The organism is Falsiroseomonas frigidaquae, from assembly GCF_012163145.1.
GTDB classification, from domain to species: Bacteria; Pseudomonadota; Alphaproteobacteria; order Acetobacterales; family Acetobacteraceae; genus Falsiroseomonas; species Falsiroseomonas frigidaquae.
Genome location: NZ_JAAVTX010000005.1, coordinates 502479 through 526371, shown reverse-complemented (window position 1 = coordinate 526371; position 23893 = coordinate 502479). Strand labels below are relative to the sequence as shown.

The 23893-nt window shown below is 69.6% G+C and carries 30 protein-coding genes; 19 read left to right on the top strand and 11 right to left on the bottom strand.

The features are described 5' to 3' along the window. Positions 1 to 36 precede the first annotated feature (36 nt). From HB662_RS18850 to HB662_RS18805, 10 genes are read left to right on the top strand one after another with little or no spacing between them, the layout of a single operon-like run. Positions 37 to 786, top strand: coding sequence for an MBL fold metallo-hydrolase (locus HB662_RS18850; RefSeq protein ID WP_168051513.1), 750 nt, complete (start codon positions 37 to 39; stop codon positions 784 to 786). Beyond that, positions 783 to 1433: an HD family hydrolase gene (locus tag HB662_RS18845; protein ID WP_209443356.1), complete on the top strand. Its 651-nt coding sequence runs from the start codon at positions 783 to 785 to the stop codon at positions 1431 to 1433. Before HB662_RS18850 ends, HB662_RS18845 begins: the two co-directional genes overlap by 4 nt. Then, positions 1430 to 1690, top strand: a complete 261-nt coding sequence (locus HB662_RS18840; protein ID WP_168051511.1) for a DUF3297 family protein — start codon at positions 1430 to 1432, stop codon at positions 1688 to 1690. Before HB662_RS18845 ends, HB662_RS18840 begins: the two co-directional genes overlap by 4 nt. 52 nt (positions 1691 to 1742) lie before the next feature. After that, positions 1743 to 2228: a YcgN family cysteine cluster protein gene (locus tag HB662_RS18835; RefSeq protein ID WP_168051509.1), complete on the top strand. Its 486-nt coding sequence runs from the start codon at positions 1743 to 1745 to the stop codon at positions 2226 to 2228. A gap of 29 nt (positions 2229 to 2257) precedes the next feature. Continuing rightward, on the top strand, positions 2258 to 3196 hold the full coding sequence (locus tag HB662_RS18830) for a dihydrodipicolinate synthase family protein (protein ID WP_168051507.1): 939 nt from the start codon (positions 2258 to 2260) through the stop codon (positions 3194 to 3196). Next, the gene (locus HB662_RS18825) at positions 3193 to 3507 is read left to right on the top strand and encodes a cupin domain-containing protein (RefSeq protein ID WP_342449540.1); all 315 of its coding nucleotides are present in this window, start codon (positions 3193 to 3195) and stop codon (positions 3505 to 3507) included. Before HB662_RS18830 ends, HB662_RS18825 begins: the two co-directional genes overlap by 4 nt. 25 nt (positions 3508 to 3532) lie before the next feature. Beyond that, positions 3533 to 4159 carry a DNA-3-methyladenine glycosylase I gene (locus tag HB662_RS18820; RefSeq protein ID WP_168051505.1) on the top strand — a complete coding sequence of 209 codons (627 nt, stop codon included), beginning with the start codon at positions 3533 to 3535 and terminating at the stop codon, positions 4157 to 4159. Continuing rightward, positions 4156 to 4860, top strand: a complete 705-nt coding sequence (locus HB662_RS18815) for a M48 family metallopeptidase (RefSeq protein ID WP_168051503.1) — start codon at positions 4156 to 4158, stop codon at positions 4858 to 4860. The genes HB662_RS18820 and HB662_RS18815 overlap by 4 nt, the downstream gene beginning before the upstream one ends. 15 nt (positions 4861 to 4875) lie before the next feature. Then, positions 4876 to 5637 carry an SDR family NAD(P)-dependent oxidoreductase gene (locus tag HB662_RS18810; RefSeq protein WP_168051501.1) on the top strand — a complete coding sequence of 254 codons (762 nt, stop codon included), beginning with the start codon at positions 4876 to 4878 and terminating at the stop codon, positions 5635 to 5637. Next, entirely contained in the window at positions 5634 to 6008 is a 375-nt protein-coding gene (locus HB662_RS18805; protein ID WP_168051499.1) for a hypothetical protein, read from the top strand. The genes HB662_RS18810 and HB662_RS18805 overlap by 4 nt, the downstream gene beginning before the upstream one ends. Before the next feature lie 12 nt (positions 6009 to 6020). Here HB662_RS18805 and HB662_RS18800 read toward each other — a convergent pair whose 3' ends face one another. Genes HB662_RS18800 through HB662_RS18790 form a run of 3 tightly spaced genes read right to left on the bottom strand, consistent with a single transcriptional unit; the run spans position 6021 to position 8010 of the window. Beyond that, on the bottom strand, positions 6021 to 6944 hold the full coding sequence (locus HB662_RS18800) for an HpcH/HpaI aldolase/citrate lyase family protein (RefSeq protein ID WP_168051497.1): 924 nt from the start codon (positions 6942 to 6944) through the stop codon (positions 6021 to 6023). Then, a complete protein-coding gene (locus tag HB662_RS18795; protein WP_168051495.1) occupies positions 6941 to 7843 on the bottom strand; it encodes a site-specific tyrosine recombinase XerD in 903 nt (300 codons plus the stop codon). Before HB662_RS18795 ends, HB662_RS18800 begins: the two co-directional genes overlap by 4 nt. A gap of 20 nt (positions 7844 to 7863) precedes the next feature. Beyond that, positions 7864 to 8010, bottom strand: a complete 147-nt coding sequence (locus tag HB662_RS18790; RefSeq protein ID WP_168051493.1) for a hypothetical protein — start codon at positions 8008 to 8010, stop codon at positions 7864 to 7866. Positions 8011 to 8041: 31 nt separating this feature from the next. On the opposite strand from HB662_RS18790, the gene aroB reads away from it, so the two are divergent. Both aroB and HB662_RS18780 read left to right on the top strand, forming a co-directional pair. Beyond that, complete coding sequence (aroB, locus tag HB662_RS18785; RefSeq protein ID WP_342449546.1) at positions 8042 to 9766, top strand: 3-dehydroquinate synthase; 1725 nt, start codon at positions 8042 to 8044, stop codon at positions 9764 to 9766. Between the two features lie 68 nt (positions 9767 to 9834). Further along, a complete protein-coding gene (locus tag HB662_RS18780; RefSeq protein ID WP_168051491.1) occupies positions 9835 to 10419 on the top strand; it encodes a DUF2889 domain-containing protein in 585 nt (194 codons plus the stop codon). A gap of 1 nt (position 10420) precedes the next feature. On the opposite strand, the gene HB662_RS18775 is transcribed toward HB662_RS18780, so the two are convergent. Next, entirely contained in the window at positions 10421 to 10702 is a 282-nt protein-coding gene (locus tag HB662_RS18775; RefSeq protein WP_168051489.1) for a BolA family protein, read from the bottom strand. Between the two features lie 143 nt (positions 10703 to 10845). Between HB662_RS18775 and HB662_RS18770 the strand changes: the two genes are divergently transcribed. From HB662_RS18770 to HB662_RS18750, 5 genes are all read left to right on the top strand, one after another. After that, positions 10846 to 11424, top strand: a complete 579-nt coding sequence (locus HB662_RS18770) for a J domain-containing protein (protein WP_245185724.1) — start codon at positions 10846 to 10848, stop codon at positions 11422 to 11424. Positions 11425 to 11479: 55 nt separating this feature from the next. Continuing rightward, positions 11480 to 12490, top strand: a complete 1011-nt coding sequence (gene cobS / locus HB662_RS18765) for a cobaltochelatase subunit CobS (protein ID WP_168051485.1) — start codon at positions 11480 to 11482, stop codon at positions 12488 to 12490. Between the two features lie 6 nt (positions 12491 to 12496). Then, a complete protein-coding gene (locus tag HB662_RS18760) occupies positions 12497 to 13138 on the top strand; it encodes a glutathione S-transferase family protein (protein ID WP_168051483.1) in 642 nt (213 codons plus the stop codon). A 13-nt stretch (positions 13139 to 13151) separates the two neighbouring features. After that, positions 13152 to 15020 carry a cobaltochelatase subunit CobT gene (gene cobT, locus HB662_RS18755; protein ID WP_168051481.1) on the top strand — a complete coding sequence of 623 codons (1869 nt, stop codon included), beginning with the start codon at positions 13152 to 13154 and terminating at the stop codon, positions 15018 to 15020. A gap of 152 nt (positions 15021 to 15172) precedes the next feature. Then, on the top strand, positions 15173 to 15961 hold the full coding sequence (locus HB662_RS18750; RefSeq protein WP_168051479.1) for an esterase-like activity of phytase family protein: 789 nt from the start codon (positions 15173 to 15175) through the stop codon (positions 15959 to 15961). Here the strand turns inward: HB662_RS18750 and HB662_RS18745 are convergent, their stop codons facing one another. The 4 genes from HB662_RS18745 to HB662_RS18730 form a co-directional block, all read right to left on the bottom strand. After that, a complete protein-coding gene (locus tag HB662_RS18745) occupies positions 15962 to 16774 on the bottom strand; it encodes a sensor histidine kinase (RefSeq protein ID WP_168051477.1) in 813 nt (270 codons plus the stop codon). 156 nt (positions 16775 to 16930) lie between these two features. Then, positions 16931 to 17227 (bottom strand): 50S ribosomal protein L28, encoded by a 297-nt coding sequence (gene rpmB / locus HB662_RS18740; protein ID WP_168051475.1) that lies wholly within the window; start codon positions 17225 to 17227, stop codon positions 16931 to 16933. A gap of 121 nt (positions 17228 to 17348) precedes the next feature. Continuing rightward, positions 17349 to 17618 carry a hypothetical protein gene (locus HB662_RS18735; protein ID WP_168051473.1) on the bottom strand — a complete coding sequence of 90 codons (270 nt, stop codon included), beginning with the start codon at positions 17616 to 17618 and terminating at the stop codon, positions 17349 to 17351. An 80-nt stretch (positions 17619 to 17698) separates the two neighbouring features. After that, positions 17699 to 19540 (bottom strand): ABCB family ABC transporter ATP-binding protein/permease, encoded by a 1842-nt coding sequence (locus HB662_RS18730; RefSeq protein WP_342449539.1) that lies wholly within the window; start codon positions 19538 to 19540, stop codon positions 17699 to 17701. Between the two features lie 106 nt (positions 19541 to 19646). Here HB662_RS18730 and HB662_RS18725 point away from each other — a divergent pair, with 106 nt between their 5' ends. Continuing rightward, positions 19647 to 20534 (top strand): NUDIX hydrolase, encoded by an 888-nt coding sequence (locus HB662_RS18725; RefSeq protein WP_168051469.1) that lies wholly within the window; start codon positions 19647 to 19649, stop codon positions 20532 to 20534. On the opposite strand, the gene HB662_RS18720 is transcribed toward HB662_RS18725, so the two are convergent. Next, positions 20522 to 20959: an Rrf2 family transcriptional regulator gene (locus HB662_RS18720; protein ID WP_168051467.1), complete on the bottom strand. Its 438-nt coding sequence runs from the start codon at positions 20957 to 20959 to the stop codon at positions 20522 to 20524. The genes HB662_RS18725 and HB662_RS18720 overlap by 13 nt on opposite strands. Before the next feature lie 85 nt (positions 20960 to 21044). Between HB662_RS18720 and HB662_RS18715 the strand changes: the two genes are divergently transcribed. Then, a complete protein-coding gene (locus HB662_RS18715) occupies positions 21045 to 21536 on the top strand; it encodes an MmcB family DNA repair protein (protein WP_168051465.1) in 492 nt (163 codons plus the stop codon). A 1-nt stretch (position 21537) separates the two neighbouring features. On the opposite strand, the gene rfaE1 is transcribed toward HB662_RS18715, so the two are convergent. Continuing rightward, positions 21538 to 22956, bottom strand: coding sequence for a D-glycero-beta-D-manno-heptose-7-phosphate kinase (gene rfaE1, locus HB662_RS18710; RefSeq protein ID WP_168051463.1), 1419 nt, complete (start codon positions 22954 to 22956; stop codon positions 21538 to 21540). 154 nt (positions 22957 to 23110) lie between these two features. After that, positions 23111 to 23833 carry a metallophosphoesterase gene (locus tag HB662_RS18705; RefSeq protein ID WP_168051461.1) on the bottom strand — a complete coding sequence of 241 codons (723 nt, stop codon included), beginning with the start codon at positions 23831 to 23833 and terminating at the stop codon, positions 23111 to 23113. Between the last annotated feature and the right edge of the window lie 60 nt (positions 23834 to 23893).

The window sequence follows — 23893 nt, the reverse complement described above, 5'->3', positions numbered from 1 at the left end:
CCCGCTACTGTGGCAGGGATGATCGGGGGTCGTGCGATGTATACGCTGGACGTGCTGGTGCAGGGCTACCCGGGCAAATCCGTCTGCCATGGCGCGCTGGGCTGGAGCACCATCGCCCTGCTGCGGGGCGAGGGCCGGGTGGCGCTGGTGGATGTGGGGTCCTTCGGCGTGCGGCCGGAACTGGCGAAGCAGCTGGCGGCGCGTGGCGTGAAGCGGGAGGATGTGACGGATATCCTGCTGACCCATGCGCATTGGGACCACAGCGTGAACGCGCCGCTCTTCCCCAATGCCACGGTCTGGATCGGCGCCGAGGAAATGGCCTGGGCCGAGGCTGAGCCCTGGGATTTCAACGCGCTGCCGGAACTGCATGTGCGCGAGCTGGCCCAGAACCCGCGCACGCGAAAAATCGCGGCGGGGGATGAGCCGCTGCCGGGCATCCATGCCATCGCCGCGCCGGGCCATACGCCGGGCTGCCTGGTTTACTACCTGGCCAGCAACGACCCGCCGGTGATCTTCAGCGGCGATGCGGCGAAGAACCGGGCGGAGATGCTCTCCATGGCGGCCGATATGACCATGGATGCCGCGGCCTCCGAATCCTCCATGGCCGGCATCTGGTCGCTGTGGCGAGCGGTGGCGGGCACGCTGCTGGTGCCGGGGCATGACCTGACCATGCGGCTGGATGCGGAAGGGCGCCCGGAGTATTGCGGCCAGCGCCAGGCGGCGGTGCGGTCCTGGTTCAGCGAGGATCTGGCCGTGACCGCCGATTTCGACCTGACGGGACCTTGAACGCGGCGCGCGCCTGGGTCCGCCTGCCCTCCGGCCGCCGGCTGGATCTGCTGGCGCCGACGCCGTTCGACTGGACGGATGAGGATTTGGCGACCGGCTTGGCGCGCACCTTCCGCTGGGGCGGCCATTCCATCTGGCCCGGCGCGCCGCTGTCCGTGGCGCAGCATTCCCTGGCCGTTTTGGCGCTGCGGCTGCGGGCCAAGCAGGCACCAGGGCGCGCGGAGGCGCTGCGCGAATTGCTGCATGATGCGGAGGAGGGGCTGACCAATTTCGACTGCATCTCGCCGCTGAAGCCCTTTCTCGGGCCGGGCTTCCTGGCCTTGCAGGACCGGCTCTCCGCCGTGGTGGCACAGCGCTACGCCCTGCCGCCCTGGGACGCCGTCCAGCGAAAACTGCACAAGAAGCTGGACGTGGCGATGGCGGCGGCGGAGGCGGTGCATGTCGCCGGCTGGTCCCGCGCGGAGGTGCGCGCCACGCTCGGCATCCGTGCCCCGGTGATGGAGGAAGACCCGCTGGTGGCGGAGCATGGCGGCACGCCCTGGCAGCCCTGGCCGCCGGAACAGGCCGCCGCGCGGTTCCTGGCGGCGTTGCGCCGGTTGCAGGAACCCTTGGCAGCGCGGCCCGCTGCGACTACCACCCCGTCATGAGCGAAGACGCACCCGAGACCCTGCCCGACCGCCTCTCCGTGGACCCGCGCAGCCCCTTCTACCAGGAGGCGCTGCTGGCGCGCGGCATCGGCATCCGCTTCAACGGCACCGAGAAGACCAATGTCGAGGAATACTGCGTCAGCGAAGGCTGGGTGCGGGTCTCCGTCGGCAAGGCGGTGGACCGCAAGGGCCAGCCTCTGACGCTGAAGCTGAAGGGCACGGTCGAGCCGTATTTCCGGGACGTGGCCGAGGGCTGATATGCGGAAGGCGGCGTTTCCAGCCGCCGTCGCAGGGGGTAGCTTGCCTGGCATGGCCTCACCCGAACCCTTTTGGCGCACCAAGACCCTCGGCGCGATGACGCGGCCGGAATGGGAAAGCCTTTGCGATGGCTGCGGTCGCTGCTGCCTGCACAAGCTGCGGGATGCGGAGACCGAGGAACTGGTCTGGACCAGCGTCGCCTGCCGGCTGCTCGATGGGCAGAGCTGCCAGTGCAAGGATTATGCGAACCGCAAGGCGCGCGTGCCGGATTGCGTCAAGCTGACTCCGGCCAAGGTGGGCGCGATCGACTGGCTGCCGCCGACCTGCGCCTATCGCCTGCTGGCCGAGGGGCGGGACCTGCCCTGGTGGCATCCGCTGGTCTCCGGCGATCCGGAGACGGTGCATAGTGCTGGCGTTTCCGTCCGCGGTCGCAGCGTGGCGGAACGCGATGCCGGCGCGCTGGAGGAGAATGCCGTGGACTGGCCCGGGCGCTGGCCCGCTTCGGCCCGGCCAATACCCCGCCGCAGGCGGGCCTAGAGACCATCCAACGGGAAGGACCCGAAGCCATGAAAGACGCGCTTTTCGGCGGCATCAATGCGGCGGCCCTGACCGCCATGACGGCGGACTACACGCCGGACCTCGATCGCTACGCCGCGCATTGCAACTGGCTGCTGGCCAATGGCTGCAACGGCCTAGGCATCCTCGGCACCACGGGCGAGGCGAACAGCTTCGGCTTCGAGGAGCGCAAGCAGATCCTGGAGGGCATCATCGCCCGCGGCGTGCCGGCCACCAAGCTGATGCCGGGCACCGGCTGCGCCTCGCTCGCCGATACGGTGGAGCTGACCAAGCATGCCAAGGCGCAGGGCTGCCGCGGCGTGCTGGTGCTGCCGCCCTTCTACTACAAGGCGCCGTCGGATGACGGGCTGTTCGCCTATTTCTCCGAGGTGGTGAACCGCGTCGGCGGTGGCATCGCCATCTACCTGTACCACTTCCCGCAGCAGTCTGCGGTGCCCTTCAGCCTGGACCTGATCGGCCGGCTGCTGAAGGCCTTCCCCGGCCAGATCAAGGGCGTGAAGGACAGCTCCGGCGACTACGCCAACATGAAGGCGATGATCGACAACTTCGCCAAGGACGGGTTCGAGGTCTATTCGGGCTCCGACGAGTTCGTGCAGAAGATCCTGGCCGAGGGCGGCGCGGGCTGCATCACCGCGGCCGGCAACGTCAACGCCCGCTTCGGTGCCATCGTCTACAAGCACCGCACGGGGCCGGAGGCCGATGCCGCGCAGGCCGTGCTGAACGCGACCCGCAAGGCTGCCACCGCCTCACCGCTCATCCCCGGCCTGCGCGAGATCATCGCCCGCAGCACGGGTGACAGCGCCTGGCGCAATATCCGCCCGCCGCACCTGCCGCTGTCGGCCGAGGCCGGGCAGAAAGCTTGGGACAACATGCAGGCGGCCGGCGCGCTGCCGTTGCCGGGCCTGAGCATGAAGGCGGCCGCGGAGTGAGCACCCCACTCACCTGCCGGGCGCCGGCGATCGGGACCGTGCAGCAGGACGATTCCATGGTCCGCGTCACGCGCTGGGACTTTGATCCCGGCGCGGAGACCGGCTGGCATCGGCACGGCTGGGGCTATGTGGTGATCCCCATCACCGATGGCACGCTGCTGCTGGAACTGCCGGGCGGCGCCACCGCCAATGCCACGCTGACCGCCGGCGTGTCCTACACCCGCGATCCGGGGGTGGAGCATAATGTGGTCAATGCGGGGACGGAGAAGCTCTCCTTCGTCGAGGTGGAGCTGAAGGCCCTGGCGGGCTGAGCGTGACATCGGGGGAAGTGCAGGGATGGGCAGCACGATCACCGGTCCGGATGGGCGCCCGCGCTGCCACTGGTGCGGCGCGACGCCCGAATACCTGCACTACCACGACACCGAATGGGGCTTCCCGGTCGCCGATGACCGGCGCCTGTTCGAGAAGCTCTGCCTCGAGGGTTTCCAATCCGGGCTGAGCTGGCGGACCATCCTCGCCAAGCGCGAGAACTTTCGGGCCGCCTTCGACAATTTCGAGATGGACCGCATCGCCCGCTATACCGAAGCCGATGTCGCCCGCCTGCTGGCCGATGCGGGCATCGTGCGCCACCGCGGCAAGATCGAGGCGGTGATCAACAATGCCCGCCGGGCGCAGGATCTGGTGGCGCGGGAAGGCTCGCTTGCTGCCTATGTCTGGCGGCATGAGCCGGATGCGGCCAGCCTGCCGCCGCAGGGGGCGGCCACCTCCGCCGCCTCCATTGCCCTGTCGAAGGACCTCAAGAAGCGCGGTTGGGCCTTTGTCGGGCCGACGACGGTGCATGCCTTCCTGCAGGCCATGGGGCTGATCAACGACCATGCGGAGGATTGCGCCATCCGCGAGGAAGCGGCGCAGGCCCGCAAGGTCTTCCGGCGGCCGGTGGAGCGCGGCGTTCCGTCGGGATGACCCTGCCCGGGACGGAGATGGTGGCGCTGCCGGCAAGCGGCGCGGAATGCCGGGTGCAGTGGCTGCGATCGTCGCGCGCCCGCCGCGTTTCGCTGCGCATCTGTCCCCGACAGGCGGCGGTGGTCGTGGTGCTGCCACCACAGGCGGCGCGGCGCACGGGGCTGGCGCTGCTGCGCGCCAATGGACCCTGGGTGCTGGCCAGGCTGGCGGGACTGGCGCCGGCGAATCCCCTGCTCGATGGCGGCCGCGTGATGCTCGGCGGTCGGGACTGCACGATCCGGCATGACCCTGCGGCGGTCGGCACATCGCTTGTGGATGACCAAGTCGTTGTTGGCGGGGCGCCGGAGTATCTGCCGGGCCGCGTGCTGGATTTCCTGCGGGCGGAGGCGGAGCGGCGGATCGGCGTGCTCACGGCGCGGCATGCCGCAACACTGGAGGTGAAGCCCGGGGCGATCCGGCTGAAGGATACGCGCAGCCGCTGGGGCAGCTGCGCGCCGGATGGCACGCTCGCCTTCTCCTGGCGCCTGGTGATGGCGCCGGATTGGGTGCTGGACTACGCGGTGTCGCATGAGGTCGCGCATCTGCGGGAAATGAATCATTCCCCCCGCTTCTGGGCCCATGTCAGCCGCCTGACGCCGCACCGCGATGCCGCCGCCGCCTGGCTGCGGGCGAATGGGCCGACGCTGCTGCGCGTCGGCTGAACCCCGGGAGAAAGCATGACGCACGCACCGACCGCCTTCATCACCGGCGCCACCGCCGGCTTCGGCCTGGCCATCGCCCGGCGCCTCGCCGCCGATAGCTGGCGCATCCTGGCCGCGGGGCGGCGCCGGGAAAGGCTTGATGCGCTGGTGGCCGAGCTCGGCGCGGCGCGCTGCCATGGCGTGGTGCTGGATGTGCGGGATCGCGCGGCGGTGGAGCAGGCAGTGGCCGGGCTGCCGGCGGGGTGGGAACAGATCGACCTGCTGGTGAACAATGCCGGCCTGGCGCTCGGGCTGAACCCGGCCCAGGGCGCCGACCTGGATGACTGGGACGCGATGGTCGACACCAACTGCAAGGGACTGATGTACATGACGCGCGCCGTGCTGCCGGGGATGGTGGCGCGGGATCGCGGGCATGTGGTGAACATCGGCTCGACCGCTGGCGAATGGCCCTATCCCGGCGGCAATGTGTACGGTGCCACCAAGGCCTTCGTCCGACATTTCAGCCTGAACCTGCGCGCCGACCTGTTCGGCACTTCGGTCCGGGTGACGGATATCGAGCCGGGGCTGGTCGGCGGCACCGAATTCAGCGCCGTGCGCTTCAAGGGCGATGCCGAGAAGGCCGCCGCCCCCTATGCGGGGACGGAGGCGCTGAACCCGGAGGACATCGCGGACGCGGTGCATTGGGTGGCGACGCGGCCGGCGCGGGTGAACGTCAACACGCTGCAGGTGATGCCGGTGGCGCAGAGCTTCGGGCCGCTGCGCGTCCACAAGCCGTGACGGAGGAAGGCTCCCGCGCGCTCCGCCGCGTGGTGCGGGGCTTCATGCTGGCGTCGCTTCTGTGCGTGGCGGCCAGCATCTGGCTCAGCCTGGCGACGGGCGACTGGACCTGGTTCGCGCGGTCCGGCGCCTTGCTGACGGCACTTGGCCTGGTGCTGGCCAGTCGCAAGGTGCTGATCGCGCGGGCCGACCTGCTGGCGCTGCTGTCCGACATGGAGAAGGTGGATGGCGCGGAACGCACTGCGCGGCTGGCCAGCTTCAAGCGGCTGCAGCGCGATATCGACCGGCAGGTGATGGAACGTGCCGGCTTCGCGCTGCTGGTGGTCGGCACGCTGATCTGGGGGTTTGGGGATCTGATCGGGCGGATCTGACCCCCGCGGGCCTCAGCCCAGCCTTTCGGCCTTGGCGACCATCGCCTCCGCCTGGCGGATCGAGGCAATGTCCAGCAGCTTGCCGTCCAGCGCCACGGCGGCGCGGCCTTCCAGGCGGCCCGCCTCCATCGCCGCCAGCACCCGGCGGGCCTGGGCCACCTCCCGCTCATCCGGCAGGAAGGCGGCGTTCAGTGCCGCGACCTGGCCGGGATGGATCGCCATCTTGCCCTCCGCGCCCATGGCGCGGGCGCGGCGGGCGCTGGCTTCCAGCCCCTCCGCATCCCGGAAATCGCCATAGGGGCCGTCGATCGGGCGCAGGCCCGCGGCGCGGGCGGCGGTGATCATGCGGGCCAGCGCGAAATGCCAGGGGTCCAGCAGCCCGGCCGGGCTGGCGTAATCCGGGTTCAGCCCACCGATCGCGGTGGTCCGCATGCCGAGGCTGGCGGCGAGGTCCGCCACGCCCAGATGCAGGCTCTCATTGCGCGGGGAGGCGGTGGCGATGGCCTCGACCTGCGCCAGGCCCTTCGCCGTCTCGATCACCAGGCCGAGGCCGACCCGGCGGGCGCGGTTGGCGTTCGCCTCGATCTGGGTGGCCAGGAGATCGGCGGCAAAGACCTCCCGCGGGTCGCCCACCTTCGGGATCATCACCACGTCCAGCCGGTCTCCGCCCACCGCGAGCAGGGCGATCAGGTCCTTGTAGAAATGCGGCGTGTCCTGGCCGTTCACCCGCACCGCCAGGATCTTGCGGCCCCAGTCGATATCGCGGATCGCGGCCACGGCATTGGCCCGCGCGCGGTCCTTCTCGGCCTCCGGCACGCTGTCCTCCAGGTCCAGGAATACCGCATCGGCGGGGCCGGCGGCGGCCTTGGGGAAGAGTTCCGGGCGGATCGCAGGCACGGCGAGTTCACTGCGGTGCAGGCGAGCGAGAGCGGTCATGCGGCAGGCTCCTGGATGGCGAGCGGGTGGTGTTCCTCGACCAGGCGTTGCAGCCGTTCCTCGAGCACCTTGGTGTAAATCTGCGTCGTCGCGATATCGGCGTGGCCCAGCAGCATCTGCAGGCTGCGAAGGTCCGCGCCGTGGCCCAGCAGGTGGGATGCGAAGGAATGGCGCAGCACATGCGGGCTGACCCGGGCGGGGTCCAGCCCGGCGGCCAGCGCCGCATCCTTCAGCACCAGGCCGATGGTCTGGCGGGTGACATGCCCGCCGGCGGCGCGGGATGGGAACAGCCAGCGGGATTTCTGTTCCGGTTCCGGCCTCGCGGCCGTGGCGGCGAGCACCGCGGCGCGGGCGCGGGCGGAGATCGGCACCAGCCTTTCCTTGTTGCCCTTGCCGCGCACGGTGACCAGCGGCTGGTCCGGCCGCAGCGCATTGGCCGGCAGGGTGACCAGTTCACTGACCCGCAGGCCGCTGCTGTAGAGCAGTTCGATCAGGGCCAGCGCGAAGGGGCCGCGGGCGCCGTTCAGCCGGGCGGCGCCATCCAGAAGCGCGGCGAGCTCCGATTCAGATAGTGGCTTGGGCAGGCTGGCGGGCAGGCGAGGGCTTTCCTGCAATTCCGTCGGGTCGTCCTGCCGCAGCCCCTCCTGCACCAGGAACCGGAAGAACTGGCGCAGCGCGGACAGGCGCCGGGCGGCGGTGCGGGCTGACAGGCCGGCATCGGAAACCGCGCGGAGATAACCCTGGATGGTCGCGGCATCGGCCGTCAGCGGGGTAATGCCGCGCGGCGTGCAGTGCTCGGCGAAATTCGCCAGATCCGCGGCATAGGCAGCCAGCGTGTTGCGCGCCGCGCCGCGCTCCGCGGCCAGCATCTCCAGGAAGGCTTCGCCGTGCCGATCCATCCGGGGGAACCCGGCCGCGGTCAGCGCGTGCCGAAGCGGTCCGCCGGCACGGTGCGCTCCACCGGCTGCGGCGCCACGGACGGCGGGAAGGCGCCGATCCCGAGCAAGCCGATCCCGAGCAGCGCGACGATCAGGGCGAGCAGCAGCAGGAGGGGGTGTCGGAACATCGTGGGGGCGGATCCTCGTGCGCGTTTGGCTGTGCTAGCCTTCACCACCGTGTCACGCAACACCGCCTTTCCGACCTGGCTCGCGCCGGATGCCCCACCGCCCGAACCGGCGGTCCCTACGCCACCACGCCGCAGCGTGGTGCTGGTGGGCATGCCTGGCTGCGGCAAATCCTCCATCGGGCGACGCCTGGCGGTGAAGCTTGGCCTGCCCTTCGTCGATGCGGATACCGAGATCGAGGCGGCTGCCGGCCTGCCCATCACGGAGATCTTCACGCGCTACGGGGAGCCGCATTTCCGCGACGGCGAGCGGAGGGTGATTGCCCGCCTGCTGGCCGGCCCGCCCCTGGTGCTGGCCACCGGCGGCGGCGCCTTCACCGATGCGCGAACCCGCCGCGCCGTGGCCGAATCGGGCGCCATCGCCGTGTGGCTGCGCTGCACCCTGCCGGTGCTGCTGCGCCGCGTGGCGGGGCGGGAGCATCGGCCATTATTTCTCAACCGGGACCCGCGCGAGGTGCTGGAGCGCCTGATGACCGTGCGCCACCCCACCTTCGCGGAGGCGACCGTTATCGTGGACTGCACCGACGAACCGCCCGAGACCACCACGCGCCGGGTGATGGAGGCTGTTGAGGCGCATCGGGAACCGGCGCGGCTGAAGGTGCGACTGGCCGAGCGAAGCTACGACATCCTGGTGGGCGAGGGGTTGCTGGCGCGGGCCGGCGCGCTGGTGGCCCCGGTGCTGCCGGCACGTCGCGTGGTGGTGGTGACCGATTCCAGCGTGGCGCCGCTGCACCTGCCCACCCTGCTCGACGGGCTTGAGGCGGCCGGAATCGCCGTGGTCGGCACCGTCGAGGTGCCGCCGGGCGAGGCGAGCAAATCCTTCGCCCAGCTTGAACGGGTGGTGGAGGCGACGCTGGCCGCCGGAGCGGATCGGCGCACGGCGGTGCTGGCGCTGGGTGGCGGCGTGGTGGGTGACCTGGCGGGGTTTGCCGCGGCGGTGGCGCTGCGCGGCCTGCCCTTCATCCAGATCCCGACGACCCTGCTGGCGCAGGTGGACAGCTCGGTGGGTGGCAAGACGGGCATCAATCTCGGCCTGGGCAAGAACCTGGTCGGCGCCTTCCACCAGCCGCTGCTGGTGCTGGCCGATACCGGCGTGCTGGCAACGCTGCCGCCGCGCGAATTGCGCGCCGGATATGCGGAGGTGGCCAAGCACGGGCTGCTGCAGGGACCGTTGTGGGATTGGTGCGAGGCGGAGGGCGCGCGGGCGGTGGCCGGCGACCCGGCGGCGCTGGCCCATGCGGTGCTCGAATCCTGCCGCCTCAAGGCCGGGGTGGTGGCGGCTGATGAGCGGGAGGAAAGCGTCGAGGGTGGCCGCGCCTTGCTCAACCTCGGCCACACCTTCGGCCACGCCTTCGAGGCCGAATGCGGCTATGGCGGCACGCTGCTGCATGGGGAGGCGGTGGCCGTGGGCCTGGGGTTGGCCGCGTCGCTTTCGGCACGACTCGGCTTCTGTTCCCAGGAACTGCCGGGGCGGGTGATCTCCCACCTGCAGGCCTGCGGGCTGCCGGCCCGCATCGCGGATCTGCCGCGCGGATTTTCCACGGAACGGCTGATGGCGCGGATGCGGAAGGACAAGAAGGTGCGCGACGGGGCCATGCGCTTCGTATTGCTGCGTGGACCGGGCGATGCCTTCACCACCGCCGAGGTGCCGCCCGCCGCGGTGGAGGCCCTGCTGCGGGATGAGGGGGCGGGAGAGTAGCCTTCCCGGTTCGGCAACCCCATGCCATAGCAGGACATTGCACTGCACCATCCGGGGGTTCCTGCCCGATGCCGCTCTCCGAGCCCGAAGTTCCGCGCGTGCCGCTGCACCGCCGCCAGATCACCATGGACGGCTACCACCGCACCGACGGGCTGTTCGACATCGAGGCGCATCTCGTCGACACCAAATCCTACCCCTTCGACAACATGGACCGCGGCACCTTGCAGCCCGGCGACCAGTTGCACGGCATGTGGGTGCGGATGACGGTCGATGAGGCAATGGTGATCCGCGCCTGCGAAGCCGTTTCCGACTTCACACCCTACGCGATCTGCCCCAAGGCGGCGGAGGGCATGAGCCGCCTGGCCGGGGTCACCATCGGGCCGGGCTTCAACCGGGCGGTGAAGGACCGGGTCGGCGGCGTACTGGGCTGCACCCATCTGCGGGAGGTGATGGCCCAGATGGCGACCGTCGCCTACCAGACCATCGCCCCCTGGAAGTGGCGTCGGGACCGGGCGAAGCGGGAGGCGGCGATCGCCGCCGGTGATGTCACCGAAGCCCCGCCGCCGCGCCGCCTGCCGATCGGCAGCTGCTACGCCTATGCCGAGGACAGCCCGGTGGTACGGCGGCACCGGGAGGGTGGCGGGGCGGAATAATTCAGCCCCTCGCAGCTTCCTCGGGCGTCAGCAGGCGGAGCGAAAGCGCATGCAGTCCCGCCTCGAATTCCGCCGCCACGGCCTCATGCGCCGCCCGCGACCGCACGACGCGGGACTGCCCGGCGAAGGCCGGGGAGACGACACGCACAGAATAATGGGTCTCGCCGCCCGGGCGGGCACCGGCATGGCCGGCATGCTGGGCGCTGTCATCCTGCACAGTGACCTCGGCCGGAGCGAAGGCCTGTTGCAGGCTGGCGCGGATGCGGCTGGCGCGGTCGGTCATGGTTTCACCTTGGATATGGGCAGTATTGCTGGCTTTGCCATGGCCCGATCCGGCATGGCTCGGTTTCGCGCTGCCGCCTTGCGCGGGCGGAATCGCGCGACCATAAACCCCGGATGGCGCGACGTGGCGACCGTATCGGAACAATGACCGCGGAGCCGGAGGCGCCGGTGCGCCTCTGCGAGCAGCCCGGCTGCCCGGAGCCCGGCGCCTTCCGCGCGCCGCGCGACCGCAAATCCCTGAACGAGTATCGCTGGTTCTGCCTGGAGCATGTGCGGGCCTACAACCGGGCCTGGGACTACTACAAGGGCATGTCCCCCGGCGAGATCGAGCAGCATCTGCGGGAGGACACGGGTTGGCAGCGGCCAACTTGGCCGCTCGGCCGGCTCGGTGGTGCCAACCCCTTCGACCCGGAGGTGCTGCGCGACCCGCTGGGCGTGCTCGGCGCCACCCCGCTGCATGCCCAGCGCCGCGCCAAGCAGCCGCGGCCGGATGAGCCGCCGCCCGAACTCCGCGCAGCGCTGGACGTTCTGGGCCTTGTCTGGCCGGTGGATTCCCTGGCGCTGCGGACGCGCTACAAGGAACTCGCCAAGCGCTACCACCCGGATGCCAATGGCGGCGACCGCCAGGCGGAGGAGCGGTTGAAGGATATCAACCGCGCCTACAGCCTGGTTCGCCGCAAGCTTCCGGGCAAAGCCACACCCGCACCCGCACCTGCCGGGTAGCCGCGCCCGTTCTGGCGCCCTAGGATCGCAACCGATGTCACAGCCGGATCGAGAGATGAACAAGGCCGCCAGCCTCGCCGAGATCAGCCCCACCTCCGCCATCGACATGCCGGATACGAAAGTCGCCGTGCGCGATGTCTTCGGCTTCGACAGCGACATGGTGGTGCCCGCCTTCAGCCGACGCACCGAGCATGTGCCGGAGGTGGACAGCACCTATCGCTTCGACCGCGACACCACGCTCGCCATCCTGGCGGGCTTCGCCTTCAACCGGCGGGTGATGGTCCAGGGCTACCACGGCACCGGCAAGTCCACGCATATCGAGCAAGTGGCGGCGCGGCTGAACTGGCCCTGCATCCGGGTGAACCTGGACAGCCACATTTCCCGCATCGACCTGATCGGCAAGGACGCCATCGTCCTGAAGGATGGGAAGCAGATCACGGAATTCCGTGAAGGCATCCTGCCCTGGGCGCTGCAGCACCCCTGCGCGCTGGTCTTCGACGAGTACGACGCCGGCCGCCCGGACGTGATGTTCGTGATCCAGCGCGTGCTGGAGGTCGAGGGCAAGCTCACTTTGCTCGACCAGAACAAGGTGATCCGCCCGCACCCGATGTTCCGCCTGTTCGCCACTGCGAACACCGTGGGCCTTGGTGACACGACCGGGCTCTATCATGGCACGCAGCAGATCAACCAGGGTCAGATGGACCGCTGGAACATCGTCGCGACCCTGAACTACCTGCCGCATGCGCAGGAGACGTCGATCGTCATGGCCAAGCTGGGCTGGGACGAGAAGGACGCAAAGATGAAGCGCCAGACGGAAGCGATGGTTGCCCTGGCCGACCTGACGCGGGCCGGCTTCATCGCCGGCGACATCTCCACCGTCATGTCGCCGCGCACGGTCATCACCTGGGCCGAGAATGCCCGTATCTTCGGCGATATCGGCTTTGCCTTCCGCATGACCTTCCTCAACAAGTGCGATGAGGCGGAGCGCGGCACGGTGGCCGAATACTACCAGCGCTGCTTCAACGAGGAACTGTCGACGGGCAGCATGCTTCGCAAGGCGGGGTGAAGGCGCATGTCGGGCCCGCGCTTCCTGCTGCATTTCGCACCGAAGACGCGGGCCTTCCGCATCCTCTGGTTGCTGGAGGAACTTGGCGCCTCCTGCGCCCTCATCCAGCACGACCTGGACGCCGGCACCCAGAAGACGCCTGAGTTCCTCGCGATCAACCCGGACGGCAAGCTGCCGGTGCTGGAGGATCGCGGGCCGGATGGCGACTGGTCCGGCGTCGTCGTCACTGAAAGCCTGGCGATCTGCGCCTATCTCGATGAACTGCATCCCGGCCGGCTTTCGCCGCCCCCCGGCAGCCGGGATCGGGCGCTTTACCAGACGATGATGGCCTATGGTGCCGGCGTTCTTGAGCCGGCGCTGGCAGACAAGGCCTTTCCGCGCGCCGCACCGCCGCCGCCAAGGGCGCTCGGCTGGCCTGATTTTGCCACCGCCGTCGCCCGGATCGAACGGCAGATCGGTACGTCGGGCGGGCCGTTCCTGCTTGGCCAGGCGCTGAGCACCGCCGATGTGCTGATCGGCTCCACCCTGCAATGGGTGACCGCCTGGGGCCTGTTGACCCCTTCGTCGGTCACCGCCTCCTACCTCGCCGCGCTCGAGGCCCGACCTGCGCTGGCATCCGCCCGCGCCCGGGAAGCGGCGCGCGCATGACGGATCACGATCGATGAGCGGCAAGCCCGACCAGACGCGGCAGGAAGAATTCAAGCGGGCGACCGCTGGCGCCGTGCGCGCCATCGCGCGCCAGCCGGAAGTGCAGGTCGCCTATCAGCCCGGCCCCTCGGGCCTGGCCGGCAAGCGGGCGCGCCTGCCGCTGCCGACGCGAGCCCTGCCGCCTGCGGAAATGGCCAAGCTGCGCGGTGCGGCGGATGCCATTGCGCTGAAGCTGCGCCACCACGACGAAGGCGTGCACGCCAACCGCATCCCCGCCCGCCGCGAAGCGCGCGAAGTGTTCGATGCGCTGGAGGATGTGCGGGTCGAGGTGGTGGGCAGCCAGCACATGTCCGGCGTCGCCGCCAATCTGCGCGCCCGGCTTTCGGACCAGTGCGAGTCCGAGGGCTACGACCGCATGACGCGGAAGGATCAGTTGCCGATGGCCGCGGCGCTGGGCCTGCTGGCGCGGGAACGCCTGTCCGGCGAGCCGGCGCCGGCCGCGGCGCAGCGGATCCTCGACATGTGGCGCGACACGATCGGCGAATCGGCCGAGGCGGCACTGGCCGAGATGGCCGAGCGCAGCACGGACCAGGACGCTTTTGGCCGGGCCGCGCGCAAGCTGCTGGCCGCGCTGGACCTCGCCGAGGCAGAGGTTGAGACCGAGGCCGAGCAGGATGAGGAGGAAGGCGAGGGCGGCGAGACCTCCTCCCAGCAGGACCAGTCGGGCGAAGGCGAATCCCAGGCCCAGGACACGGAAAGCATGCTCGGCGCCCAGCCCGAGACCATGCAGGGCGATGCCGCCGAGGATGAGAGCCAGGAAGGCGAGGAGGAGGGCGCGGCCGCCGAAGGCGATGACCGCCCGGGCGGCCCGCAGCAGCGCAAGGAGGTGCCGGCGACGGATGACGCCTCAATCTATCGCGCCTTCAACAAATCCTTCGACGAGGTGGTGGAGGCGGACGACCTCTGCGACGCCGATGAACTGGCGCGGCTGCGCCAGCAGCTCGACCAGCAGCTTTCGCATCTGCAGGGCGTTGTTTCCAAGCTGGCGAACCGGCTGCAGCGCCGGCTGATGGCGCAGCAGCAGCGCGCCTGGGAATTCGACCTGGAGGAGGGGATCCTCGATGTGGCGCGGCTGGCACGCGTCGTGGTGAACCCGATGCAGTCGCTGTCCTACAAGAAGGAACGCGAGGCGGATTTCCGCGACACGGTGGTGACGCTGCTGATCGACAATTCCGGCTCCATGCGTGGCCGGCCGATCACGGTCGCCGCCATGTGCTGCGACATCCTGGCGCGGACGCTGGAACGCTGCTCCGTCAAGGTCGAGATCCTGGGCTTCACCACCCGCGCCTGGAAGGGCGGCCAGTCCCGCGAGCGCTGGGTGCAGGAGGGCAAGCCGCGCAATCCGGGCCGGCTGAACGACCTGCGCCACGTCATCTACAAATCCGCCGATGCGCCCTGGCGCCGCGCCCGCAAGAACCTCGGCCTGATGCTGCGCGAGGGGCTGCTGAAGGAGAATATCGACGGCGAGGCGCTGGAATGGGCGTATCGCCGCCTGCTGGCCCGCACCGAGCATCGCCGCATCCTGATGGTGATCTCCGATGGCGCGCCGGTGGATGACAGCACCCTGTCGGTGAACCCGGGCAACTACCTGGAACGCCACCTTCGCAAGGTGATCGGTGAAATCGAGGGGCGCGAGGCGGTGGAGCTGATTGCCATCGGCATCGGCCACGACGTCACCCGTTATTACCGCCGCGCCGTCACCATCGTGGATGCCGAGGAGCTGGGCGGCACCATGATGAAGAAGCTTGCGGAACTGTTCGATGAGGATGCGGCGCTGGCCTGGCAACGCGCGGCCAGCGAGCGCGCGCCGCTGGTCGCCTGATCCGGCGCCGCAGCCTTCTCGCCGCCACGCTGGCCGCCCTGCCGGGCTGTGCCGGCGGGGCGGAAGGCGCGGCGCTGAGCCTGCCGCTGGACCTGCCGGATCAGGTCCCGGGCGAGCTGCGGCTGCTCGGAGGGCTGCGGATCAATACCGGGGTGCTCGGCTTCGGCGGCCTGTCCGGGCTGCACATGACGCCCGACCTGAGGCTGACCGCCATCAGCGATCGCGGCCATTTTGCCGAAATGGCGCTGAGCCTGGATGAGGCCTGGCGGCCGCGCCGGCTGGATCTGATCCATAGTGGGCGCCTGCGCAATGTGCGCGGGCGGCCGCTGACCGGCTCGGGCCAGGATGCGGAGGCGCTGGCGCGGCTGCCAGACGGGTCCTGGCTGATCGGCTTCGAGCGGTGGCACCGCATCCAGCGGCATCGGCGGCTGGATGGGCCCGGGGAGATGCTGGACGCGCCCCCGGGGCTTGACCGCTCCCCACGGAATGCCTCCCTGGAAACGCTCGTGGTGCTCGGCGACGGGCGCTGGATGGTCCTTTCCGAGGGGCTCGCGGCGCCGAAGGTTGGGCGCATGGGCTGGATCGGCCGGCCCGGTGACTGGCACGGCTTCAGCTATCTTCCGGCCTCGGACCACGTGCCGGTGGATGCGGCGGCCTTGCCGGATGGCGGTGCACTGGTGCTGGAACGATCCTTCGGCCTGCTCGCCGGCTTCGCCGGCCGCCTGGTGCGGCTTTCGCCGGCGGCACTGCGCGCGGCATCGGCCGGGGGGCTGGTGGAGGGCGAGGTGCTGGTGCCGCTGGTTCCGCCGTTACCGACCGACAACTACGAGGGCGTCGCGGTGACGGAGCGCGAGGGCAGGGTGCTGGTGGCGCTGGTCTCGGACGACAATGACAGCCTTTGGCAGCGCAGCCTGGTTCTGCTGTTCGAGATGCCCGCCTGATCAGGCGGCATCCAACAGCCGGCTGCGGGGCAGGGTGAGCCAGGCCCGCGCGCCGATCCCCGGCGCACTCTCCAGCCGGATCTCGCCACCATGCGCGGCAGCCAGGGACCGCGCCAGGGTCAGGCCGAGGTCGAGGCCACGGGTGCCGTTGGAGGCGTTGACGCCAAGGCCAGGCCCGGCGCTCGCCGATTCGGTGATCAGGTCCTGGGCTGGCAGGCCGTCGCCCTCATCTTCTACCACGATCGCGACCGTTTCGCTCCCCAGCATGTGGCGCAGGGCCACCACGTCACCGTCGCGGGAATGACGGGCGGCGCGGCGCAGCAGGGCAGCAAGGGCGCCTTCCAGGGCCCGGCTGTCGGCACGAACCTTCAGCGCACGCAGTTCCGGCTCGATCTTCCAGTGCCGGCTCCCGGGACGAAGCTGGGCCGCGACATTCGCCACCGCGGCATCGATGACCGGGCCGAGAAGGGCTGGTGTTTCGTGCAGGGCGCGCGGGCACGGCTCGGTGGCGAAGTCAGCCAGGTCGTCGGCCAGGCGCAGCAATTGCTGCGCGACCGCCTCGATCTGGTTGCCTTCGCGCGCCTGTCCTGCGGGATCGAGGGGCACATCCGCCGCCTGTGCCATGAGAGCCAGGCCGGGGCCGCGCAATTCCTGCGCAGCGAGGGAGAGGCAGCGTCCGCGCGCGGCGGCCAGCCTCTCCGCTAAGGCCACGCGATCGCGCGCAGCCAGAAGGCTCACCCGCGCCCGTATCGCCAAGGCGAGCAGGAGCAGGGCGAAGGTAAGGGCGACGGCGAGGGTCGACTCGGTCCACATCGCCGGCAGGTTGGAGCAGGAGGGTTGCCTTGTGGTTAAAGCGCCGCGCTTGGCGTCATTTCCACCCGATTTGGTGTTCGGGAGGACCGCAATGTAACCCGCCTTAAGGCATCCAGAAGGTGCGGCACTGCCAGGAGGCATGCCGCGCCGGCTGGATCAGGCCGCGGCCTTCTTGTCCCGCGCCCGCACAAGGCGGCGCTTCAGGACCAGCGCCTCCACCGGCAGGCGCCGGTCGGGCGTGCCGAGCAGAAAGGAGTCGAGACCCCCATTGTGCTCCACGGTGCGGATGCCGTTCACCGACAGGCGCATCCGGACCGGCGTGCCCAGGATGTCAGAGAAGAACGACGTCTCCTGCATGTTCGGCAGGAAGCGCCGGCGCGTCTTGTTGTTGGCGTGGCTGACGTTGTTACCCGTCAGCACGCCCTTGCCGGTGATACCGCAGCGGCGGGCCATGACTCATCAATCCCGAAAAGCACACGCACGGGTCCTGGGCCGAGTGGTCCAGGCAGCCGCGCGCGGAGGTGGTCCGGAGCCGGGGCGTATCGCGGATAAGCCCCCGCCCGTCAAGCCTTGGTCAGGTATTCGCAGCCTGCTCGGCTTCCGCCGCGCGTCGCATCTCGGCGAGCTCACCGCCCTCGACCGAAGCCAGAGCGCTTTTCAGCACGCCGGCCACAGCACGGTCATCCATGCTGCGGGCAAGCATGCCAAGTGAGCCACCCAGCAGGGCGGAGGCAATGGAGATCGGCGCGATGCCCTGCTCGATCATGTACTCGATTGCCTTGTCCACCACCGAGCCGGCGTGGCTGAGATCTTCCGGGGCCACGCCCTGGGGGTCGAACTGCATAAGTGGCCTCCCTCACGATTGACGGACATAGGCAGGCAGGCGCGCCAAGGAAACCCCTCCACGCCATTGGGGCCGTGCCATCAGGCTGGCAGCCCGGCGGCTGCCTGGGCCGCCGCCGCCGCTTCCGCTGCCGCCACGGCTTCCGATTGCCGGCGCCACATGGCGGCGTAGAGGCCGTCGGCGGCGATCAGGGCGGCATGTGGGCCGCGCTCGGCCACCTGGCCCTCCTGCAGCACCAGGATCTCATCTGCGTCCACCACCGTGGAAAGGCGGTGGGCAATGACCAGCGTTGTGCGGCCCCGGGCGGCATCGCGCAGCGCTGCCTGGATGTCCTGCTCCGTCCGGGTGTCGAGGGCGCTGGTCGCCTCGTCCAGGATGACGATACGCGGGTTCTTCAGCAGCGTGCGGGCGATTGCTACGCGCTGCTTCTCGCCCCCCGATAGCTTCAGGCCGCGCTCGCCAACCTTGGTGTCGTAGCCATCCGGCAGGCGCAGCACGAAGTCATGCACCTGCGCGGCGCGGGCGGCAGCCTCGATCTCTTCCTGGCTCGAACCGGGTCGGCCATAGGCGATGTTGTAGCGGATGGTATCGTTGAACAGGACGGTGTCCTGCGGCACCACGCCGATGGCGGCGCGAACGCTGTCCTGCTGCACGTCGCGCACATCCTGGCCATCGATCATCACGCGGCCGCCGGTGGCGTCGTAGAAGCGGAACAGCAGGCGGCTGATGGTCGATTTGCCCGCGCCGGTGGGGCCGACGATAGCCAGCGTCCGGCCCGGCGGCACGGTGAAGCTGACGCCCTTGAGGATCTCCCGGTCCGGCCGGTAGCCGAAGCGCACATCCTCGAACCGCACCTCCCCGCCGGTGGCAACCAGGGCGGGCGCACCGGTGGCGTCGGCAATCTCGCGATCCTCCCGCATGAGAGTGAACATCGCCTCCATGTCCACCAACCCCTGCTTGATCTCGCGGTAGGCAAACCCGAGAAAGTTCAGCGGCTGGAAAAGCTGGATCATGTAGGTGTTGACCAGCACGAAGTCGCCGACGGTCATGCCGCCCTGGGAAACGCGCCCGGCCGCCATCATCATCACCACCGTCAGGCCGATGGCGATCACGGCCTGCTGGCCGAAATTCAGCGCGTTCAGGCTGACTTCGGAGCGGACATAGGCGCGCTCATAGCGCTCCAGGCTGGTGTCGTAGCGCCGCGCCTCATGCGTCTCGTTGCCGAAATACTTCACCGTCTCGAAGTTCAGCAGGCTGTCCACGGCGCGAGTATTCGCCTCGGTGTCCGTGTCGTTCATGGCGCGGCGGAAGCGCAGCCGCCATTCGGTGAACAGCAGGGTGAAGGCGATGTAGATGCCCACTGTCACGATGATGACGGCGCTGAAGGTGAAGTCGAACATCCCCCACAGGATCACCGCGACCAGCAGGATCTCGAAGATGGTCGGCACGATGTTGAACAGTAGGAAGTCCAGCACGAAGGTCATGCCGCGCGTGCCGCGTTCCAGTACGCGGGACAGGCCGCCGGTCTGCCGGTCCAGGTGGAAGCGCAACGACAACGCGTGCAGGTGACGGAACACCTCGAGCGCGATCCGGCGCGTGGCACGGCCCTGGACCTTCACGAAGATGGCGTCGCGCGCCTCGTTGAAGGCGCTGCTGGTCAGGCGCAGCAGGCCATAGGCCAGTACGAGGGCAATCGGGACGGCGGCGATGGCCCCGGCCGGGCCGGCCTCCGGCGCCAGGGCATCCACGGCGCGGGCGAAGGCAATGGGAACCACCACATTGGCCGCCTTGGCGAAGACCAGCAGCACGAGGCTGGCCACCACGCGGAAGCGCAGGCCGGGCTCGTTCTTGGGCCATAGGTAGGGCGCGAGCGTCAGCAGCGTTCGCAGGTGACCGCGCTCGCGGGGTTGATCGGTTTGCACGGGAAGCTCCGGAAGCCTTGTTGACCCCAAGGTGGGGCTTTCCGCGCGCCGCGCAAACAGCGGCTCCGTCTTCCGTGCCATGCGCGCGGCGCGCTACAGGAAGGACATGACCCCGGCCAACCCCATATCGAACCCGAACTGGGCCGCTTTCGAGCGGCATATCGCGGCCTGCAACAACATCGCCTCCCCGGCGCATCTCATCCGTTTCCGCATTGGCGAGGACCAAGTGGGGTGGGTTGGCGTGGCTCTGGCGCGGGCGCTGGCTTTCTACCCTCGGGACTTTCACTTCGATGCCCGAGGGGTGGCGCTGTCCAGCCGGTTGCGAGCGCCGGGTGCGCCCAGCCAAGCGCTCGCGCTGGTCGCCCGAGGCCTGGCCGGGCGTGGGCACCTCACCTTGCGGCAGGAGGATTTCGACGTGCGCGCCGATCCGGATGGGCCGGTGCTGGCGCAGCTCGATCGCGGCGCCATGCCTGCCTTCGGGATCATGTCGCAGGGCGTCCATGTGAATGGCTACGTGCGGCGCGCCGATGGGCTGCATGTCTGGGTGGGGTGGCGGTCGCGCCACAAGGCGGTGGCGCCGGGACAGCTCGACAATCTCGTCGCCGGCGGCATCCCTGCCGGGCTCTCGGTTCCCGAGACTCTGGTGAAGGAGGCCGGCGAGGAAGCCTCGCTACCGCCGGAACTCGCGGCCCAGGCACGATTGGTGGGGCGCGTCTCCTACGTCATGGCGACGCCGGAGGGCCTGCGGCGGGATGTGCTGCACTGTCACGACCTCGAACTACCGGAAGGCTTCGTGCCACGGCCGCATGACGACGAGGTGGAGCGATTCGAACTCTGGCCGGCGGCGCAACTTCTGGCAGAGGTGCGCGACCGCGACCGGGTCAAGTTCAACGTCAACCTGGTCTTGATCGATTTCTTCCTGCGGCACGGCCTGCTGGATGCCGCGGCGCCGGAAGCGGCTGCGTTGCGGGCCGGGCTCGATCAGGTGGCCTGAGCCTCCGCCGGCTGACGTAGGCGCCGGCACAGGTCTTCCAGGGTAGTGGCGCCGAGATCAGCCTCCATCGCAGCCTCGGCCGAGTCGAAGGCAGTACGCAGCAGTGCGGGAATGGCCGGCGCAGGGCTGGTTTCCGCCCTGGCCGGTCCGCGGTGGACAGGCAGTAGGGGCAGGCCCTTGCGTCGCATCGCCTGCCAGATGAGGCCGAGCGTAATATCTCCTGGTGCCTTGGCCAGTTCCGCTCCACCAGGACCGCGGCGGATGCGAATAAGGCCCGCCCTGGCCAATTGGCCGGCCAAGCGCCGAATCACCACCGGGTTGGTGCCAACGCTTTCCGCGAGGCGCCCGCTGGTAAGCTGGCCGCCTGGCGCGGTGGCCAGCAACAGGAGGATGTGCACAGCAACTGCGAAGCGTGTGGCGACCATATTGCCTACACGCGCGGCAACGCGATTGGTTCCGCAATGTGCGACGCGCTTGACCTTTGCGCGAACACAAAGCGAACATGTCGGCATGTCCCAATCTACGTCCCAGTCTTCGCCCCCGACCGCACCTGAACGCACCCTGTCCGTCTGCCGCGCCGCGGCCCGCTTCTGTGCCCAACTCGGCTGGGCGCCGGTGCGGGAGATGCCCCTGCCGAACGGCAGACGGGCCGATATCCTGGCTCTGCTACCCGATGGCGGCTTCGCGGTGGTGGAGGTGAAGTCCTGTGCCCGGGATTTCCTGACCGACGGCAAGTGGCCTGAGTACAGGGCCTTCTGCGATCGGCTGTACTTCGCGGTCGACCTGGATTTTCCCGAGGAACTCTTGCCGCAAGAGGTCGGCCTGCTGATTGCGGATGGGCCGGATGCGAGCCTGGTTCGCGAAGCCCCGGCGCACCCCCTGGCCCCGGCGCGCCGGCGCGCCCTGCTGCAGCGGTATGCGGTGGTGGCGGCAGGGCGTCTGGCGGCGCTTCAGGACCCGGCGGGGCAATCGGAGATTCGCGCCGCCCTTCGCGTGGAGTAGGTCAGCCGCGGATGCGTGCTACGGTCGCCGTGGTGCTCTGCCCGGGCAGCAGGGCCGCAAGGCGCACCTGCCCACCCCAGTCGGTAACCAGATCAGCGCCCACCACCTTGTCGACGGTGTAGTCGGATCCCTTCACCAGGATCTCCGGACGCAGCAAGCGCAGCAATTCGAGGGGGGTATCTTCCTCGAACACCGTCACGAGGTCCACCGAGGCCAATGAGGCGAGTACCGCGGCACGGGCGGCCTCACCCTGGATCGGGCGGCTGTCGCCCTTCAGGCGCTTGACGCTGGAATCGGCGTTCAGCCCGACCACCAACCGGTCGCACCAGGACCGGGCCTGTTCCAACAGATGGACATGGCCCGGATGCAGCAGGTCGAAGCACCCATTGGTGAAGCCGATGCGCCAGCCACGCCGGCGCCAGCGCTCCACCTGCTCCTGCGCCTGGGCGCGGGAGACGACCTTCCGCAGGGCACCGCGCTCCGGCGTCAGGGCTTCCAGCAGGTCGCTTTCGCGTGCGACGGCCGTGCCGACCTTGCCGACCACGATGCCGGCCCCGATGTTCGCCAGCCTGGCCGAGACAGGGGCGGAAAGACCAGCGGCAAGCCCCGCGGCCACCACGGCCACCACCGTATCACCGGCGCCGGAGACGTCATGCACCTCGGCGGCCTCGGCGGGGAAGTGGCGCACGCCCTCCGGCCCCACCAGGGTCATGCCGTCCTCGCTGCGGGTTACCAGCACGGCGCCGAAGCCGTGATCCGCCCGCAGCCGTTCCGCAGCGGCGACAAGCGCGGCTTCCGTGTCCACTGGCATGCCTGTGGCCAGCTTCAGCTCGGCGCGGTTCGGCGTGATCAGGTCGGCGCCGGCATAGCGCGCGTAATCGATGCCCTTGGGGTCCACCACCACGCGCCGGCCGGCGCTGCGGGCGGCCGTGATCAGGCGCTGCGCCGTGTCGCCGGACAGAACGCCCTTGTTGTAGTCGGACAGCACCATCACCGTGGTCGCGGCCACCGCATCGGCGGCGATGCGCACCAGGCGTTCCGCCAGGCGGGGGTGGATCGGGCCGGGCATCTCATGGTCGGCGCGCAGCAATTGCTGGCCGGCGGCAATGAAGCGCGTCTTGGTGGTGGTGGCGCGTCCGCCCTGCACCAGAAGCCAGGGCTCCACATTGGGCTGGCCGCCGATCAGACCTGTGAGATCGCTACCCGCCTGATCGTCGCCGACGACCGAGACGAAGGCGACCGCGGCACCGAGCGCCGTCAGGTTGCGGACCACGTTGCCCGCGCCACCCGGCATCGCGACTTCTCGCTCCACCGCCAGCACGGCAACGGGGGCTTCAGGGCTTACCCGCTCAACCTGCCCATAGACGTAACGGTCGAGCATGGCGTCGCCGACGACGAGGACCGATGCGCGCTTGAGCATGCGCACGGCCTCGGTCAGTTCGCCGACCGGGATTTCTGGCGTGGGTAGATCGGCGGGCGCGGGGCCTTGCATCGTGCTGGCGTAGCGCAATCGACGCATCCGGTGCAAGGCACGCCGGCAGCAGGGGCGCCAAATGCTCGGCAGGCGCCGCCAATCAGGCGCGGAGGAAATCCAGGTGGTCCGCCTCGAAGACGCCGCATGTGAGGTCCCCGCCGAACACCGCACCCGTGTCGAGGCCGATCCGGTGCGGTCTTATCTCGGGGGCGGGCGAGGGGGTATGGCCGTGCACCACCCTGGCAGGCAGCTGGCCGCGCCAGGACAGGAAGGGTTCCCTGATCCAGAGCAGATCGCTGGCATCCTGCTGATCCAGCGGCCGTCCCGGCCGAATGCCGGCATGGACGAACAGGTAGCCGCCGGCGGCGAAGCTGGCGATGCTGTCGCGCAGAATTCGTCGATGTGCCTGTGGGACCAGAAGCCAGCTTTCGCGCTCGCGGGGCGACGCGCCGTAGCTTGCAAGCGTCGGGCCGCCGCCATTGAGCAGCCAGAGCGAAATCGCCTCCGCCGGGGCATCTTCCTCCAGCGCGTCGAGCATCATGCGGTCGTGGTTGCCCATCAACTGCACCGTGGGCAGGCCGGGCAGGGGCTGCGCCAGCAGGGACAGCACCCCAGCGCTGTCAGGGCCGCGATCGACAAGGTCCCCGAGATGAAGCAGCAGCGGACGTGCGATGGGCCGCGCCTCGAGGTCCTTCAGGATCTTTACGTGCAGAGCGGCGAGGCGGGCGGCGCAGCCATGCACATCGCCGATGGCATAGATCCGTTGACCCTCGGGCAGCCGGGTCCGGGCGGACGGGTCATCGCTTAACGGTATGGAAGCCATTGCCGATGGACTCTAACCGCGTCGGGGGCGCCATCGCCATCCCGATCCTCGCGGTCCCAG